General features: G+C 49.1%; 15 protein-coding genes. 6 read left to right on the top strand and 9 right to left on the bottom strand.

Annotation, left to right across the window (positions count from 1 at the left end; all coding sequences use genetic code 11):
• Positions 1-133: 133 nt before the first annotated feature.
• A complete protein-coding gene (locus K9W43_05115) occupies positions 134-532 on the top strand; it encodes a hypothetical protein (GenBank protein MCF2136605.1) in 399 nt (132 codons plus the stop codon).
• A 15-nt stretch (positions 533-547) separates the two neighbouring features.
• Here the strand turns inward: K9W43_05115 and K9W43_05110 are convergent, their stop codons facing one another.
• Complete coding sequence (locus K9W43_05110) at positions 548-1,243, bottom strand: PIG-L family deacetylase (protein ID MCF2136604.1); 696 nt, start codon at positions 1,241-1,243, stop codon at positions 548-550.
• Positions 1,244-1,311: 68 nt separating this feature from the next.
• Here K9W43_05110 and bshA point away from each other — a divergent pair, with 68 nt between their 5' ends.
• Both bshA and K9W43_05100 read left to right on the top strand, forming a co-directional pair.
• Positions 1,312-2,466: an N-acetyl-alpha-D-glucosaminyl L-malate synthase BshA gene (bshA, locus tag K9W43_05105; GenBank protein ID MCF2136603.1), complete on the top strand. Its 1,155-nt coding sequence runs from the start codon at positions 1,312-1,314 to the stop codon at positions 2,464-2,466.
• Positions 2,467-2,481: 15 nt separating this feature from the next.
• A complete protein-coding gene (locus K9W43_05100; GenBank protein MCF2136602.1) occupies positions 2,482-4,197 on the top strand; it encodes a hypothetical protein in 1,716 nt (571 codons plus the stop codon).
• A 34-nt stretch (positions 4,198-4,231) separates the two neighbouring features.
• On the opposite strand, the gene K9W43_05095 is transcribed toward K9W43_05100, so the two are convergent.
• Positions 4,232-5,503, bottom strand: coding sequence for a PLP-dependent aminotransferase family protein (locus K9W43_05095; protein MCF2136601.1), 1,272 nt, complete (start codon positions 5,501-5,503; stop codon positions 4,232-4,234).
• 187 nt (positions 5,504-5,690) lie between these two features.
• Complete coding sequence (locus K9W43_05090; protein MCF2136600.1) at positions 5,691-6,482, bottom strand: orotidine 5'-phosphate decarboxylase; 792 nt, start codon at positions 6,480-6,482, stop codon at positions 5,691-5,693.
• Positions 6,483-6,565: 83 nt separating this feature from the next.
• On the opposite strand from K9W43_05090, the gene K9W43_05085 reads away from it, so the two are divergent.
• Positions 6,566-7,609: a hypothetical protein gene (locus tag K9W43_05085; protein MCF2136599.1), complete on the top strand. Its 1,044-nt coding sequence runs from the start codon at positions 6,566-6,568 to the stop codon at positions 7,607-7,609.
• Positions 7,609-8,061, top strand: a complete 453-nt coding sequence (locus K9W43_05080; protein ID MCF2136598.1) for an NUDIX hydrolase — start codon at positions 7,609-7,611, stop codon at positions 8,059-8,061. The genes K9W43_05085 and K9W43_05080 overlap by 1 nt, the downstream gene beginning before the upstream one ends.
• Here the strand turns inward: K9W43_05080 and K9W43_05075 are convergent.
• From K9W43_05075 to K9W43_05050, 6 genes are all read right to left on the bottom strand, one after another.
• Positions 8,045-8,395, bottom strand: coding sequence for a hypothetical protein (locus K9W43_05075; GenBank protein MCF2136597.1), 351 nt, complete (start codon positions 8,393-8,395; stop codon positions 8,045-8,047). The two genes, K9W43_05080 and K9W43_05075, sit on opposite strands and share 17 nt — an antisense overlap.
• Positions 8,396-8,704: 309 nt before the next feature.
• Positions 8,705-9,616, bottom strand: coding sequence for a hypothetical protein (locus K9W43_05070; protein MCF2136596.1), 912 nt, complete (start codon positions 9,614-9,616; stop codon positions 8,705-8,707).
• On the bottom strand, positions 9,576-10,481 hold the full coding sequence (locus K9W43_05065; protein MCF2136595.1) for a hypothetical protein: 906 nt from the start codon (positions 10,479-10,481) through the stop codon (positions 9,576-9,578). Before K9W43_05065 ends, K9W43_05070 begins: the two co-directional genes overlap by 41 nt.
• A complete protein-coding gene (locus K9W43_05060) occupies positions 10,478-11,413 on the bottom strand; it encodes an ABC transporter ATP-binding protein (protein ID MCF2136594.1) in 936 nt (311 codons plus the stop codon). The genes K9W43_05065 and K9W43_05060 overlap by 4 nt, the downstream gene beginning before the upstream one ends.
• A 112-nt stretch (positions 11,414-11,525) precedes the next feature.
• Entirely contained in the window at positions 11,526-12,134 is a 609-nt protein-coding gene (locus tag K9W43_05055) for a hypothetical protein (protein ID MCF2136593.1), read from the bottom strand.
• Between the two features lie 505 nt (positions 12,135-12,639).
• Positions 12,640-14,682 carry a DUF87 domain-containing protein gene (locus tag K9W43_05050; GenBank protein ID MCF2136592.1) on the bottom strand — a complete coding sequence of 681 codons (2,043 nt, stop codon included), beginning with the start codon at positions 14,680-14,682 and terminating at the stop codon, positions 12,640-12,642.
• Positions 14,683-14,795: 113 nt separating this feature from the next.
• Between K9W43_05050 and K9W43_05045 the strand changes: the two genes are divergently transcribed.
• Complete coding sequence (locus K9W43_05045; GenBank protein ID MCF2136591.1) at positions 14,796-15,575, top strand: tRNA (adenine-N1)-methyltransferase; 780 nt, start codon at positions 14,796-14,798, stop codon at positions 15,573-15,575.
• The last annotated feature ends 34 nt before the right edge of the window (positions 15,576-15,609 follow it).

Here is a 15,609-nt window from a genome sequence, read left to right as displayed (position 1 = left end):
ACTCCGGTGGGAGATACATTGCAGAGGTCGAACGAAAATGAACACGACCGTTCCTGCCAAGATCTAACACTGTTCTTGGGCGCATCGGGGTCTCGTGTCCAAGGCTGAACACTGCATATGGACGGTCTGCAAAATGGGTGACGACGACTTCATTAAAGAAGAATTTGAATGGGCCTTGCAAGATCCGACCGAAGAGAAACTTCGTAGTCTTGGAGAGGTCGTCAGTACAATTACAAAGAAACTAGTAGAGGCAATTAGCGAACTTCAGGTTCAGGTATACGAGGTCCAGAAACAAATGCAGACCCTCGATTCTCGAATTGATACCTTACAGAACAAGATCGCAAATCTCAGGACCGCACCTGCTACTGCTGCCAGTGGTGGTTCAACACCCAGTGCAGGGGCTGCCGCACCAGTTGCCGCTGCTGCTACACCCAAACCACCTCCGCCAAAGGCACCAAGCGGACCCACGACAATGATGGGCGAATTAAAGATGCTATTGGCTGCCAGAAGACAGAAGGCAACAGAAGAATAGAGTGCCGAACAGTTCTCAGAACAGAGAACGCACATTATTTGATGGATAGAACGGCCCTGCATGAATTGGTACGTGTAATGAAAAGGCCTCGGCCCGTTGACATCCTGCTTGAACTCCACGAAGTCTAGTTCGGGAATCGTAGAGTCGCGGATAGAACCCATCGGCCTTCTGTATCTGTGAGGAATAACATTGCAATGCCTGTAATGCGGTCTCATAATGGAGCGTGATGTCAACCATGACCGTAGGACGATTGAGCAACGAGTTGATCTCCATATGATAGACCTGCTCAACTCGATGAGCGTTCTCGAACATTGTGGTATGTGAGGCCCATTCCACTGCCTCGTTCACGATCTGCGAACACATCACATGCCCACGATTGTAGTCAGAGGGAGAATGCGTGAGTATGATCCGAGGGCGGGATTTGAGAATTGTCTGAGCCACGTCATCAACCAGTGACAGATCGATCTCAAAATCGGCACGAAGACACGCGTACAGGTCGCGCACTCCAAGAACACGGCAAGCCTCTCGTAGCTCCCTGTTTCTCACCTCGGTCCCGGTCAGACAGAGGACATCTACAGAATGACCCTGTGCGGCATGTGCGGCGATAGTGCCTCCGCCCCCTATAGATTCGTCGTCGGGATGTGCGCAGACAACAAGGATCGAGTCATCAGAGGCTGGCATGAGAAGAAGGTAGCGGTCGCGCTTAATCAATGTTGACCATATCATTGTGCTTATTATCGGGAGGGAGTAGAGGGAGTAGACTTCAGTAGGTGAACTATGTGAGAATAGGAGTGAATCTATATCCATCTGTAGGTGGCTCGGGCTATGTGGCCACACGACTTGGACAACACCTTGCTGAGATAGGGTATACGATTCATTTCATCTCGTACCAACGACCATTCTCTCTCATGTGGGAGCAGACCCCACGAGTCTATGTTGATCTTGTGGACAATTTCGACTATCCACTGTTCAAGGATGTGGGATCGCCGTATTCTATGGCACTTGCCTCTAAGATAATCAAGATCGTACGGAGCGCCAATCTGGACCTCATCCACTCCCACTACGCAATTCCACATGCTATGTCTGCATTCATGACTCGTGAGATAACGGGCATTCCCTATGTGGTCACGCTTCATGGGTCGGATGTTCACACACTTGGAGTGGATCCGGCATATAGACCAGTTGTCAAATACGTGATTGAGCAGGCTAATGCAGTTACTGCGGTCTCGGAGTTTCTCAGAGAAAAAGCATACGACGAGCTGGGAATCGAACGAGAGATACATGTCATTCCGAACTTCATTGATGTCTCAAAGTTCACACATCTTGAGGGAATACGACTGACTGTAGAGAGCGGCTGCGTCTCGCTAAGAGATGACACACAGAATATCGACCCGAAAGAAAAGGTCATCCTTCATGCCTCTAACTTTAGACCTGTCAAACGTGTAGTGGACCTGATCGATGTGATGAGAATCGTGGTCGATCATCATCCTCGAACCAGACTAATAATCGCAGGTGATGGCCCAACACGTATCGATGTCGAGAGGAGGATTGAGAAACTCAGCCTCTGTGATAATGTCCACTTGCTTGGCATCAAGAGCAATATGCGAGAGATCATGTGTTCGGCTGATCTGTTCGTTCTCAACTCAACCCTGGAAGGCATGCCACTTGTCCTCCTTGAAGCAATGAGCTGCCGTCTGCCGGTGATCACCACGCCAGCAGGAGGGATCCCTGAGCTGGTCCGCCCGGGAATTGATGGAATAGTCACAAAGACCTTCGAACCAGAAGAGCTTGCAGGAGCAATCATTGAATTACTCGAGAACGATTCCAAACGAGAGGCATTGGGCAAGGCCGGAAGGAGACGTGTCGAAGAGTCGTTTGCAGCCTCCAAGATCGTCCCGATGTATGAACAGGTCTTTCAATCAGTCCTGCAATGAAGAGGAGAGATGCAGATGCAACCCAGCATTGTTTCAGTCTATGATGCATTCATCTGGAAGGGGGAACACGAGCAACTAGCAAGAGAGATCTATGACTTGCCTCCCAAGACGATGCAGGAAACCGTTGAACGAATTCCACCAATTATTGAGCGATATAGACAAATGGACTGGTTCTCTGAAGAGAGAACTCGGCAGATTCAGAGAGGGATCCGAGCGGCCAACAAGAGATTGGGTGTCTTGACTCCCAAGGTCGAGAAGACCATAGTACAATTGACAAATGGAGGGATAGAGGCAGCACATCAGAGTGTGACTCTTGGAGGCCCCGCATTTATTCTCAATAAGGCTGCAACCGCATTCAAAATCGCATCCCTTGCCAACAAGCAGGGGATCTCAGCAGGCGCATACTTTTGTGTAGCAGATTATGATGAAGTGCAACCAGAACTGACACACATGAGGACCCCGCTATATGGACATGAGGGGACTCTTGCCCGCATTCCCGTGCCAGAAGGGTATGAGAACTCACCAGTCTATGCATTGCCATTGCCAGATATAGAATGGTACCGGACTGTAGAGGACAACATTCGTGAGGGATATAGACCACTCTTCAAGCTCTTGGATGGTCATGTGCGAGACCTATTTGAAGAACGACTTGAACAGGCACTCTCCGTGTGTAGATGGGCCTTTGTCAATTCACAGAGCCTTGGTGAGTGGGGTGCAAGAATAATTGGGCATCTCCTCAACATAAATGGAGATCTTGGAATGCCGCTCTTTCCTGCGGCCAATCCGAAGATTCGACCGCTATTGGTCAAGGGCCTAGAATTCATGCTACGAGCAGATGTGAGAGAAAAATTCCTTCGTTCGCAACAGAGGGCCACAGATCTAATTCTCGAGAATGGTTTCAAGACGGGGCTGGGGCGGAGAGAGAAGGATTATGTCCCCTTCTTTTACGAGTGCCCTGAAAAAGAGTGCAATCGTGCAAGAGCCCGGTTACATTACAGAACAGAGGGGGACCGCGCAGTACTGTACGGAAAATGCCCCGTCTGCGACTCTACCATCGAGATTGAGGTCTCAAAGAACGATCCGGATCTGAGCGAATACGCACAGGATCTCTCACTACGAGTTGATTCAAGGCAATTTGTCATTGACACGATCATTCCTGTGGCGGTCCATGTGGGGGGACCCGGTGAGACCGCATACTATGGCCAAGTGATTCCTACTGCAAGAGATATTGGTGTACCGTATCCGGCCTTTGTAAAATACACACGCCTATTCTTCAATACTCCATGGGGCGAGCGGTTGGGAAAGAGCCTCTTAGAGAGGGGGATTCCCACCTTACATGAAGGGGGCCTGTTCAAACTTGTCGGGAAGATCAGTAAATTCAGAAGAAAGAAACGATTCGATGAGATGAACGAGGCAGCCCTCGCACTCCATTCATTCATCTATACGCGGTATGCAGAGATAAATGATTTTGAGAACTCACTGAGAGAGAGGCTTGCTGAGATGAATGGAGAGGAACAAGAAACTCTACTCAAAGACCGAAGGGACGTTCAGCGATACCTCAGCTGGGCCTTTGGACGATGGGCAACAGGGAAGATGTCACAGGAGTCGTCATGGTCATGGATAGAGTGGGCGATCAATTCGGGGTTCCCGGATCTCTTTGGGCCGTATGAGAGAGCATACATTAGTGAACTGAAAAATGGTGGAACCCAATTCATCAATTTCTCGATATAATAAAAGAAAGAAGAAACGGACAGAGAGATGATCTCTATCCGAGTTCCTTTGTCAAGAGTTTACCAAGACGGGGAATACCCATCTCAATGATATCTTCTGTCGCATAGGAGAAACCAATACGCATTGTGTTAGGTTCGGCCTTGCTCTCAACTAAATCGGTACCGTCCTCGGTTATGCTATAGCCTGTAATCGGATAGAAGGGACCTCCTGGCACGAAGAGGACATCATTTGGTATGGCAACGTCCATCATGAACTTCTTGCTGTCAAAGTCCTTCTTTTCACTCTCCCACCAGATAAAGAAGCCACCAGTGGGATCGGTCCTATCACCAGCAGGGAACGATTCGTCCATCGCCTTTGCCATAGCGCGGTACCGACGCTCGTATTCAGGAACGCCTTTCCGCATGGCCTCGTCGATATACTTGGAGTAGTATTCATCCAAGATGCGTTGGACAAGAGTGGATGTACATAGATCGAGATAGCCCTTGTCTTTCAAGACCTGTTCTTTGATGGCTGGAGGTAACACTGAATAGCCAACCCGAAGTACCGCAGCCTCTTTGCTGGTAGTACCCAGATAAGCCACCCGAGAATTCTCCTTGTCAAGGGTCTTGATGGCAGGGGGTGTCTTCTTGAACTGGATCTCCGCATAAGCAGAGTCCTCAACAAGAAGTATGTTATGACTCTCACAGATATCAAAGAGAGCCCGTCGGCGGTCCATAGGCAATGTAGTGCCCTTGGGGTTATCAGAGTCCGAGACAACATAGAGCATGTCTGGAGTCTTGCCGAACTTGATCATTGATAGTTGGATAGCCTTCTCAACAAATTCGGGGATGATACCATCAAGGTCGGTTGGCACCGTGACTAACCTCGCGCCAAGTTTGACTGCTGGAACGAGAAAGCCAAGGTATGAGGGAGAGGGAGTGATGATGACATCGCCGGGATCAATCAACGTGTCCAACAGGGTATAGAGCGCCTGCTGTGACCCATTTGTGATCGACACAGCATCCCATTCGGTCTCGGGATCTATGTGGATGCCACGTACATCATGAAGACGCTTTGCAAGAGTCTTGAGAAACCACGGTTGACCACCAGTCGGCCCATAATTGAGGTCCTCGATGGCAAGAGCGGGATTCTCTTTATACAGCTCGCTGAGATCAGCCAGGATCTGTGAAAAGGCATCAGTGGGAATAACACCGGGCTTCCCACCAGCAAAATAATATTTCACTTTGTACTTTAAGAGAGCACGAATCTGTGATTCTGCAATAAAGCTGGTCCAAGTGGCCAGAGCAAAATTATTTTCACCATTCATTTATCTGTCCGCTCCATAGTGTGAGAAAACACTTGCGCTAAACGGATACATAGTCATGTACAGGTGTGGCGAACGTATGAGTCCTTTATCTGTTTCTGATGGGGATGACAATGGACTGCTACTATCCGAGCGTCGTTGTACAAGAGTGTACATATGAAAAGAGGCACACCAACAAATGAAAGACATCTTACTGGCTCCAAGTCTGAGCTGCGATCTCCTGTGCCTTCGCCCGTGGATCAGGGGCATTGATGATCGAACGTGCAACAATGATGTAACTGGCCCCCGCATTGATGGCATCGGCGGCGCTTCCACCTTGTGCCCCAACACCGGGACTGATGATAGGAACCTCATCACCAAGAATCTGTCGTACCTCACGTATCTTGTCCGGCGCTGTCGCACCAACGATGACCCCATCAGCCTCCCATTGTAGAGCATTCTTGGCAAAGACCCTATAGAAAGCATCATGCTTTTTCTTCTTCTCATCAGTGGCAACCATGAGTCCATATCCTTCACTGGCACCGGGATGCGACATATAGCATAGGAGAATCACACCCTTCTTGCGATCACGGGCGGTCTTGAACACGGGTGCGAGACCCCCATCCCAACCCACAAAAGGGTTCGCTATCACTGCGTCAAAACCCGCATCAAGATAATAGCGAGTGATGACCTCGTTCGTGTTCCCGATATCATTGATCTTACAGTCCATGATTGCGGGAAGACCCTGATCATGAATTGCATCAAGTATTCGTGGAATCCGATCAAACAGCCCCAAGGGGAGAAGAAGATGACGATTGATCTTGAAGGCCACGACAGACTCCGCAGTCTCCGAGATGATCTTCAGTGCATCCTTTTCAATACGCTGCTTCTCTGACTCGACGATTGGCCCGCCCCCAACAGGAAAGGAGACTGTCAGGTCAAGACCCACGATAAGCCGTGTCTTTCGAACATATGCGGCGGCCGAGAGCTTCCTCTTTAGCATTGAGAACCCTCCGTAATGCTATCTAATACAATGTCGAGCATACTTATATGAGATGCGGAGGACTCCTTTAGAACGGTGGTCGGATGAGCCCAGACTGGTTAATGACTCGCGTTATTGTTGTAGCACTGTGGATTGCCACACCGTTCTATTTCTTCCTGCTCATGTTTGTACTCCCCTTTCAGATCACACCATTTGGGGAGCCACTGCTCAATATATTATTCAACAATATTATCGTCCCGACAGTCTTTTCGGTGACATGGGTGGGAATTCTCTATTTCAATCGATACCGTATATCAAATACGATCTATCTGTTGAGAGAGAGCACAACAGCAGTCCCTCTCCGCTGGAGGGTGTTTTACGGACTCAATGCGGCCTTTGTGATGATCTTCTTTGTAATGCCCATCATTAGTGCGCCGATTGCAGTAATAGGTGGGTTGGTCTTTGCAGGAAATATGGGACACGCGATCGCTGTAGGAAAATTCAATCTTGGAAGGTTCGCCGCCATCATCACGGGAATCATCGCAATTGCACTATGCATCCTCCCGGGGTACATCATGCTTGCGTTCATCCCACAGTATCTCCAGATCTGGAATCTCATGTTAACGACGTGGAGCACATCAGGATTTGGAATCGTATACGGGATAGCACAGTGCCTCGTCAACGCCTTAAGTATCGGAGCACCCATCCACTTCATCTATTTCGGGGCTCAGCAGTATGAAAAGGGACTCCTTGGCACCATCTACACTGAACCACCAACAGGGCGTATCAGACTGATGGAGGCACTTCTCTTTATCGTGTTCACCATAGTCTACCTACCACCAATCATTACGCCATTTGGTGTGTTGCCATTCCTTGATATGTCATGGGTCTTTACAACCTACATCAACTGGGTATCCCTCGGAATCGTCGTGATTCTGATAATCGTCAAGCGTGCTCTCGGTGTCGCGGACAGCAGCACCCTAGGCGGGGCCTCGAACCTCACAATAGTCGTGCTGTTCCTGCTCGTCGAGATCTTCTTCAAGACCAATCTACTCATCGTCACATTAGTCGTCTGGCTTGCATTTCTAATCTTTGCAATAATCACACTTGTCAACTTTGCCAGAGCATCACCAAGGGAGATGTATTGATGTATCGTAGTCCCACACCAACAGTCGATGTTGCAATCATAGACGGAGAGAATATCATTCTCGTGAAACGCGGCCACGAACCGCACAAGGGCTCATGGGTATTGCCGGGTGGATTTATCGAATATGGTGAGACCGCCGAGGAGGCCGCAGTCAGGGAGGTCCTTGAGGAGACCGGGGTCTCGGTCAGGCTTGTAGACATCTTGGGAGTCTATAGTGCGCCTGAGAGAGATCCTCGAAAACACATATTGACCGTTGTATTTGTGGCCGAACGGATTGAAGGAGAACCAGTGGGCGGCGACGATGCTGCTGAGGCAAAGTGGTTTAAAATAAAAGAAACGGAGACCATGGATCTTGGTTTCGACCATGGTCTGATTCTTCGAAACCTACGTGAGTGGCTACGGTCAAAAGGGACCTTTTGGTCCACGCGGTCACGCTCTACAGATCAAGGATAGAGAGCTTTTCTGAGAGATTGACCAGCGGAAAATGTAGCACCATAGGCTCTGACTCTATGGTCTCAACAAAACGAATCTCTTCTTTTGGTCGAGACTTGTACGACAGAAAGCTTCCCGCAGGAGCCTCATCGGTCTCAACATAGATCCATAACGGTAGGCCGTACATCTCATAATACCCATGATGAGAGAGAAGGGTGCCATAGATGTGTTTGCCCTCATTCTCGAAATGTATCAGAGATGCAGGGTGGTCGCGCTGGGACCATGTTGCCAGCATTCTCGCAAGATCAACCATCGTTGCAATCTTCAGGTTAACGGGTGGACGAAGGTCACTCATAGTGTACACCAATTTCTCAGGTCAGTATTTTACTTATAAGCAATGACGTGATGACAACTATGTGTGAAAACTCACCTCCCGTTACACTCCAGGAAGTTGAGCCGCTCGATGTTGTGCAGGGGCACCTTCATCAGGTCCATTAAAGTCTGTCTCGACTAGGCTCACAGTGGACTGAACGTTAAGAGTATATCCCTCATAGTGTGACCATATCGCTGGAACAATGGAACACAGGCTTTGACTGAGGGGACTTCGTACTCGGTCGATCGTGGCTTTATCAGAAAGGTGCACAAGACGATCGCTATAGCCTATTCAGGTAAATCGCTCCAGATGCCGCTTTACTTCGTGTACTAATGCGGCCACACAGAGACTCACTACAGTAAGCGACCATAACATACCCTGTGCTTGTGTAAGATAGCCTGTGGTGGTCACTGTAGGATAGACTATGCCGATAAGAGCCGTCCCAGATATACCAGGGAGAGTCGCTACGAACATCAAGATCATTGTAGAGGGCAGGACAAAGACAGACCACATGGTCTCGTAGTGGGTGACTATGAAAATGATGAGAAGCCGCCATGATACGAATACCATCGGTGCTGCAAAATATGCAACGGTTCCCGAGAGCAGTTCAATGAACATGAGGGTCAATGCAACGATCAATACTGTCGGCCCAACAGAACCTGCCCACAGCACGCAGATAGTCAACGGGATCAAGTACATTGTATTACTTGAAGAACAGACTATGACGATTGTCGCATTGAGAATGCCCATCTGGACAAATACACACAGTAGCCCCAAGAGAAAGTCGGTAATGAACTGATCACTTTTTCTGAGTGGTAGTGTTGATAGAAGCGTCAGATCCTCGTTATGCTTGCTCTCGCCACCAAGGATGTCCACAATGAAGATGGAACTGATTGCTGCCTGGAACAATAAACAGGCCATATTCAACTGGAACGATTTTGCGAGAACTCGTAAAAATGGGTCCTCAAGGGCTATCTCGCCCATTTTTGATATCGTCTTGAACACAATCGCAATGATAATGGGCGCAGCCAAATAGCCCGCCAGTATGGAGGGCCTCTTGAGCGATCTCAGCCGTAGTACTAACAGGTATAGTATCCGTGACGCGCTCATTGCACCGTGGTCTGTACGCGCGGATGAGGAGGAGGCCTTCATCGTGTTCCCATCACCACGTTCGGCTCTTATGGTCGAATAGACGCCAGCCAATATAGAGACAAAGACCCACCTGAAGAACCGTCACCACGATCTGGACGAGCAGGAATGCGGGTGTGAACTGAAATCCAAAGTGTCCTTCAACCACCGAGATGGGGATTTGACCGGGATACATCATCTGGACGAACAGGTTCCGCGTCAGGGCGGCCGGGCTTACCGGCGCAAAGATGATCTGTTTATTGTACAGGCCATCAAGCAGACAGATACCAGCAAGACCGTCCCAGGACCATAATAGGAAGAGGTTCAGGACGTAGGCGATACTTGTCTTCTTGAAAAATAGGGGGATGAGCGTCATGACACTGGTAAAGACTATCCCGATTATGACCGATGTGATCATGATCGGGACGAGAAACGAGAAGATGCCAGAGGGCTCAACAGTCCATAATCGCCCACTACCATTCAGGGTCCACCTCTCGATTAGTATTGCAATACCACAGACCGCTTGAAAGACCGCAGTCACAGTGACCACTACGAGTATACGTGACACAAAGAGCATCTTTTTCGAAACTGGATGAGAGGTCAGGGTCGGGACCTGAGCCCTGAAGGCCTTAGACGAGAACAGCATGCCTGTAACTGGGATCACGGTGTATAACACATAGTAGGAGAACTGAGTATATTGCGCCACGAACATGAAAAATACGTCTAAAGTGGTCTGATAATGGGCATAAAACCTTGTAGTGGTAATAGTCATCAACAACAGAATGGTAAACAGGACGACGAGGCGGAGACCATATTTCCTATTGAACACGGACTTGAACGTGAGCCTGAGCGTGAGGAGGAACTGGAGTCGGGTCTCCGAGGAGAGGATCAGCCTCTCGAAGGGCCTGTGTCGTAGTCGGGCCAGTATGGCGCGCATCACTCCGACAACCTCCTTGCAAGTTCTTTAAACGCCCGTTCAAGATCCCCTTCTTCATGTCGGAACTCGATCAAGACCCCGCCACATTCTTGCAAGGCCCGATTGATCGTTCGAGAGACTTCCTGAGTATCGGAATGTAAGATAATGAGTTCATCATCATGCAGCCGGACTGTTCCCTCAGCGTATTGTGACTTGACAAGCTCATAGAGTTGCTCCATTTTGGTGGCCCGGACTATGATGTTCCCGGAGGGCAGGTCTTTGATGATCTCTGAGAGGCGCCCACGGGCCATAATGTGACCCTGAAAGAGAAAGCCCACCTCGGTACTGATCTTCTCAAGTTCATGGAGAATGTGACTGGATATCAAAAATCCTGTATTTTCCTCGTCATGCTGGCGCCTCACAAGATCCAGGACCAGAAATCTTCCGTTCGGGTCGAGATTCGCAGTAGGTTCATCTAAGATGATGAGGTTCGGTGAACCCATGAAACTGGCGGCAATCCCGACAAGTTGGCGCATCCCTTTTGAGAATTTAATGATCCAGCGGTCCTTGTTCTCTGAGAGCCCAAGATATTCAAGCAACTCACAGGCCTGTGATTCGGCCTCTGTTTTAGTCATGCCCCTGATACGACCCACAAAAACAAGATAGTCTTCTGCGGACACTCCTGCGGGGTACTCGGCATTCTCGTGAAGAAATGAGACGTGTCTCTTTATTCTAAATGAATCGCCCCAGCAATCAAGACCGCCAATTGTGAGGCGTCCAGAACTAGGTCTGAGAAGCCCGCATAGCATCCGAATGAGCGTGGTCTTGCCTGCACCATTGGGGCCGATGAGCCCAAAGATCTGGTCCTCGACCTCTAAAGTGACACCGTTCAGTGCTTGAACTCTCTGTTTGCCACGACCGAATACCTTGGAAACATCCTGTATTTCAATGTTCAATCAGATTCCTCCCAATATCCTCAAATGACCTATCAAATAAAAGTGGGGTGGAACAGTCGGTCGTGACCAACCTCCCACCATTTAATTAGCTTACTATCGGGTCTGTAGTCCCTCAATACGACCACGTTATGGAACTCACGATCATCCGTGCAGAACCTGTCAGATCAGATGATGTATGTGCTACGGTGGCACCATAAGCACCGCCTGCAACAAATCGTATACAGATGCATATCTGGCCACTGATTCTATCACCAGTAGTAGCTGAAACAGAGGGTGCAAAACTGGTATATGCCTTGGTATGTGAAGAGCCAATATCCCCACTGGTCCAAGCACAATGATGCCATAGTTCTGTCAGTGACTTGTCGTTATTGATTTGATAGATGTAAATCCAAACATCAACTTGTGCATGACCAAAAATACCTGTAGACAGATATGCAGTAATTTCGACACTTGATGATACTGTCACATAATGCGCAGTTCCAATAGTTGTATTTACTCCAACAGAGCCCCAACCATTTGTTGGTGATCCCCAACAATTCACATGCGCAAGAGTCAGACCTGTTGTTTTGTCCGCATCAGCGGTACAACCCCAACCTGTATCGTGGTTTTCATAATCGTAGGGCTTTGCTACAGTATTCGAATACGCGGCCGCTCCTTGAATATTGGCAATAGTCCATATTAGAGCAACCACTATCAGGAAAAATATTCCCCTTTTTTTCATGTTATTCCCTCGCTAGTATGAATCAAGCGAACCTTGATTCGAGTAGATATGCATCATAATGAGATATATATATATATATACCGATAATTCTCGGATTTTTATTCTTGAAAATAACATATTAGATAACTGCAGATAGTACCACTCTGCATAAAAAAAGTCGGTAAACGAGCGATTAAGGACCGTATAGACGAGAGCGGCCACACACATTCCTGATGAACCGGATGCAAGGAGAGCTGTACTGGAGTGCGAAGCGGATAGAGAGATACGAGAGAAGAAGATAAAAAGGTGTCCCAAAAGTGGTGTTACAAAGGCCTATATCTTCTGTAATTCCCCACTGCTCCGCTTTTCAAGGCTCTGCATGAACAGTCGATAAGCAGATACGTGGTAGGCCAAGGCGAACTACGAGTTTATCGGACTTGAAACTACGTAGTATCTAGTTTACCTACACCAATACAAGGCTGTGAACTTTTCACAGCTTCCGTGATGACGAGTTGTTCAACATTGCTCACTCGTCTAGTTTCTGCATCAGGGAGTTAATCGCCCTTCGTGGGCCGACCATGACTATTGCTACACAGGAGCGCCGTGATGTGTGGGCCACTGTCACTGCAACACGCAGATCGTCATTTGAAGCGAATACAAAGGAAAAGCCATGTTGGTGTATCAGCGAGTCCAACCGCAGCCCAGCACTCACAAACTGTTGAAGGACCTCATTGGCAAGGTTGAATGGATCGGCACCCTCACGGCAGACCGTGAGTTCTTCATGAATCTTCGCACCAAACTCAAATAGAAACTTATGCGAGAATGGTGAGTAGAGTAGTTGCCGTACTATCGCCTTCACCAGCAGGTCCTGTGGCATCGGGCCGAACTCATGAGATTCCAGTGATGAGAGGTCAATAGATGGTGGTTCCGGCAATGAATCAATACTCGCCTCTGGTGGAGTAGAGGATACGATTGGCTCAGGCGGGATCTCTAGAGGCGCAGGGGGTTCTTCAACCACATCATCCGCAACCTCACTCTCTTCTTCCTCATCTTCCTCCTCGAAACCCAAGTCTTCAAGAGTAATGTCCTCATCCAAGACCTCTTCAATACCAGGAGGCGCAGGTTCTGCAAAGAGGAAGGAGAGCCTATCATCGCCACCATGCCGTGATAATCGGGGGCGGACCTGAATCATAAATCCACGTTTATTCTCGGTGGTCTGATCAAAGACGAGAGCAACACCACGTGGAAGGCTACTGATGAAGGACTTGTCACGAAACGCTTCGGGCATGACAGCGGGTGCACGTTTTTGTAAGGCAGTGATATCACTCTCATACGAGAGAGCATGTGCCACAAGCAGATCCGCCTGGGAGATCGCCTCATCCGCAACTGCTGAGGGCTGCTGAGTGGCCAGTACAAGACTACAACCAAAACGACGGCCGAGTTTCGTATAGCTGATGATCGCATCCTTTGCAGGGGTGTTTCCAGAACGAGGTACAAGTGTATGTGCCTCATCAACGACCAACCAAGTCGGTGGCAGAATATCGCGTGCACTAGAACCTTCGGGAGTCCACTCCATACGCGCTCGTAGGATTTGGCGACATAGGAGATTCGTTAGAATGGCCAAGACCCTGTCGGCAGCGTCACCAATTGGAGCAACATCAATAATCGTTATCCGACCGGGAACTGCAAGATCTTCAGCGCTCACCCCACCGGGACTGAAGACACCATAGCGGAGCGCGCTTCTGAGCCGTTGAATTAATGCGATACGAGTGGCCTTCTTGTAAAACTCATCAAGGGCGGGATTCATGCGTATACAGCGCATCATGTCCCCAATACTGTAGTCGGGGTTGGGGGGGACTCGCTCACCATCATCGAGCGTATAACCTTTCGTGAGGCTCTCGATCACCTCACCAAGAAGATTCTCCATTGTTGTCGAGAGACTCCCACTCTTCTCCATGACAAAGGCCCAATCAGATGGGGAGAGATACCGAGGACTAATAGAGAGAGGCGAGAGATGGCCCTGCTTGATGACATCATCCGGAAGACGATCGTACACCTTCTTTGGAATGAAAATATTAGCCGGAAACGGAGTAGGCGAGAGACCCCACTTTTTCAATAGTACACTCTGTTCATTGTTCGGCTCCACCATCTGTCGAAATACGTCAACAGTGTCAACCACTACTACGGCAACTTCGATCTCACTACGATTCATTGCACGTGCAAGCTCTTCCACGACAACGCCCATGGTATAGGACTTTCCAGAACCTCGAATTCCCGCAACGAATAGCACATGAGGATCACTGAGATCGAGGTGCACGGGGGTACGATACAGGGATTCCAAGATATCCTCGTGCGACTCCGTAATAGCACCAATGAAACCAAGACCCCTAGCACCATAGGTCGCATGGTCAGATTTTGCCCTTCCGACAATGACGCCTAATTCGGGATCTACAATGAGCTGTAGAGGGTCAAAGACTGGAGGATGATACGGAAGGACCTCTTCCGAGATGAGAGGAATGAGATCATCAGGTTGATTGCTGGGAACCTTGTCGGGATCACGTTCGCCCATACCACATCGGTTCTCAACTGACCCTTATGGCGATAAGTGTTTTTGCTGTGTTCCCTCATGGCGCGTCAGTCCCAATAAGTAAGACTCAAAACCAATCGGATAACGGTTTGACTATGCCAGATACTATTCAAGATGGCTCGCTTGTCTACATCTTCCTTGACGCAAAACGCAATTGGATACGTAGAGTCAAGGAGGGAGAAGGATTCCATTCGAACAAGGGGATCATTCAATATGACGACCTCATTGGCCGACCGTATGGGATCAGGGTCCGGAGCCATTCGGGTCACGAGTTTCAGATCCACAGACCAAGCCCAACCGATGTCCAGATCGCTATGGGAAGAAACACTCAGATAGTCTATCCCAAGGATGCGGCCACCATTCTTATTCAGACGGGTATTGGTGCAGGCTCACGTGTCGTAGAGTCAGGTACTGGCTCAGGAGCCCTAACAGGAATTCTTGCAAGAGCGGTCGGTCGAGAGGGGCAAGTCTACACATATGAGATCCGTGAAGACATGTATCGCGGCGCAAAGAAGAACCTTGAGAAATACGGACTCACTGATAATGTGACCATGTACAACCAAGATATCCTTGAGGGCATCCACGAGACCGAGGTGGACGCTGTTGTTCTCGATCTTGCAACGCCTTGGCTCCTTGTTGACGAGGCACACAGGGCACTCAAGCCAAGTCATGTGCTTGCCAGCTATAGTCCCACCATCGAACAGGTCATGAAGACCTGCAAGGCAATGGGTGAGAGCGGAAAATGGGGTATGGTCAAGACACTTGAGATCATGGAACGAGAGATCATGGTACGCGAGAATAAGACCCGCCCAACAACGTGGATGGTCGCCCACACAGGATACATGACCTTCGCCCGCAGTCTTGCTGAGGAATGACCTAACAACATTAATCAGGTCACATTTTGAAAGA

This window comes from Candidatus Thorarchaeota archaeon, from assembly GCA_021498125.1.
Lineage (GTDB): Archaea > Asgardarchaeota > Thorarchaeia > Thorarchaeales > Thorarchaeaceae > B65-G9.
The sequence above is the reverse complement of the archived record's forward strand: the minus strand, read 5'-3'. Positions and strand labels throughout refer to the sequence as shown.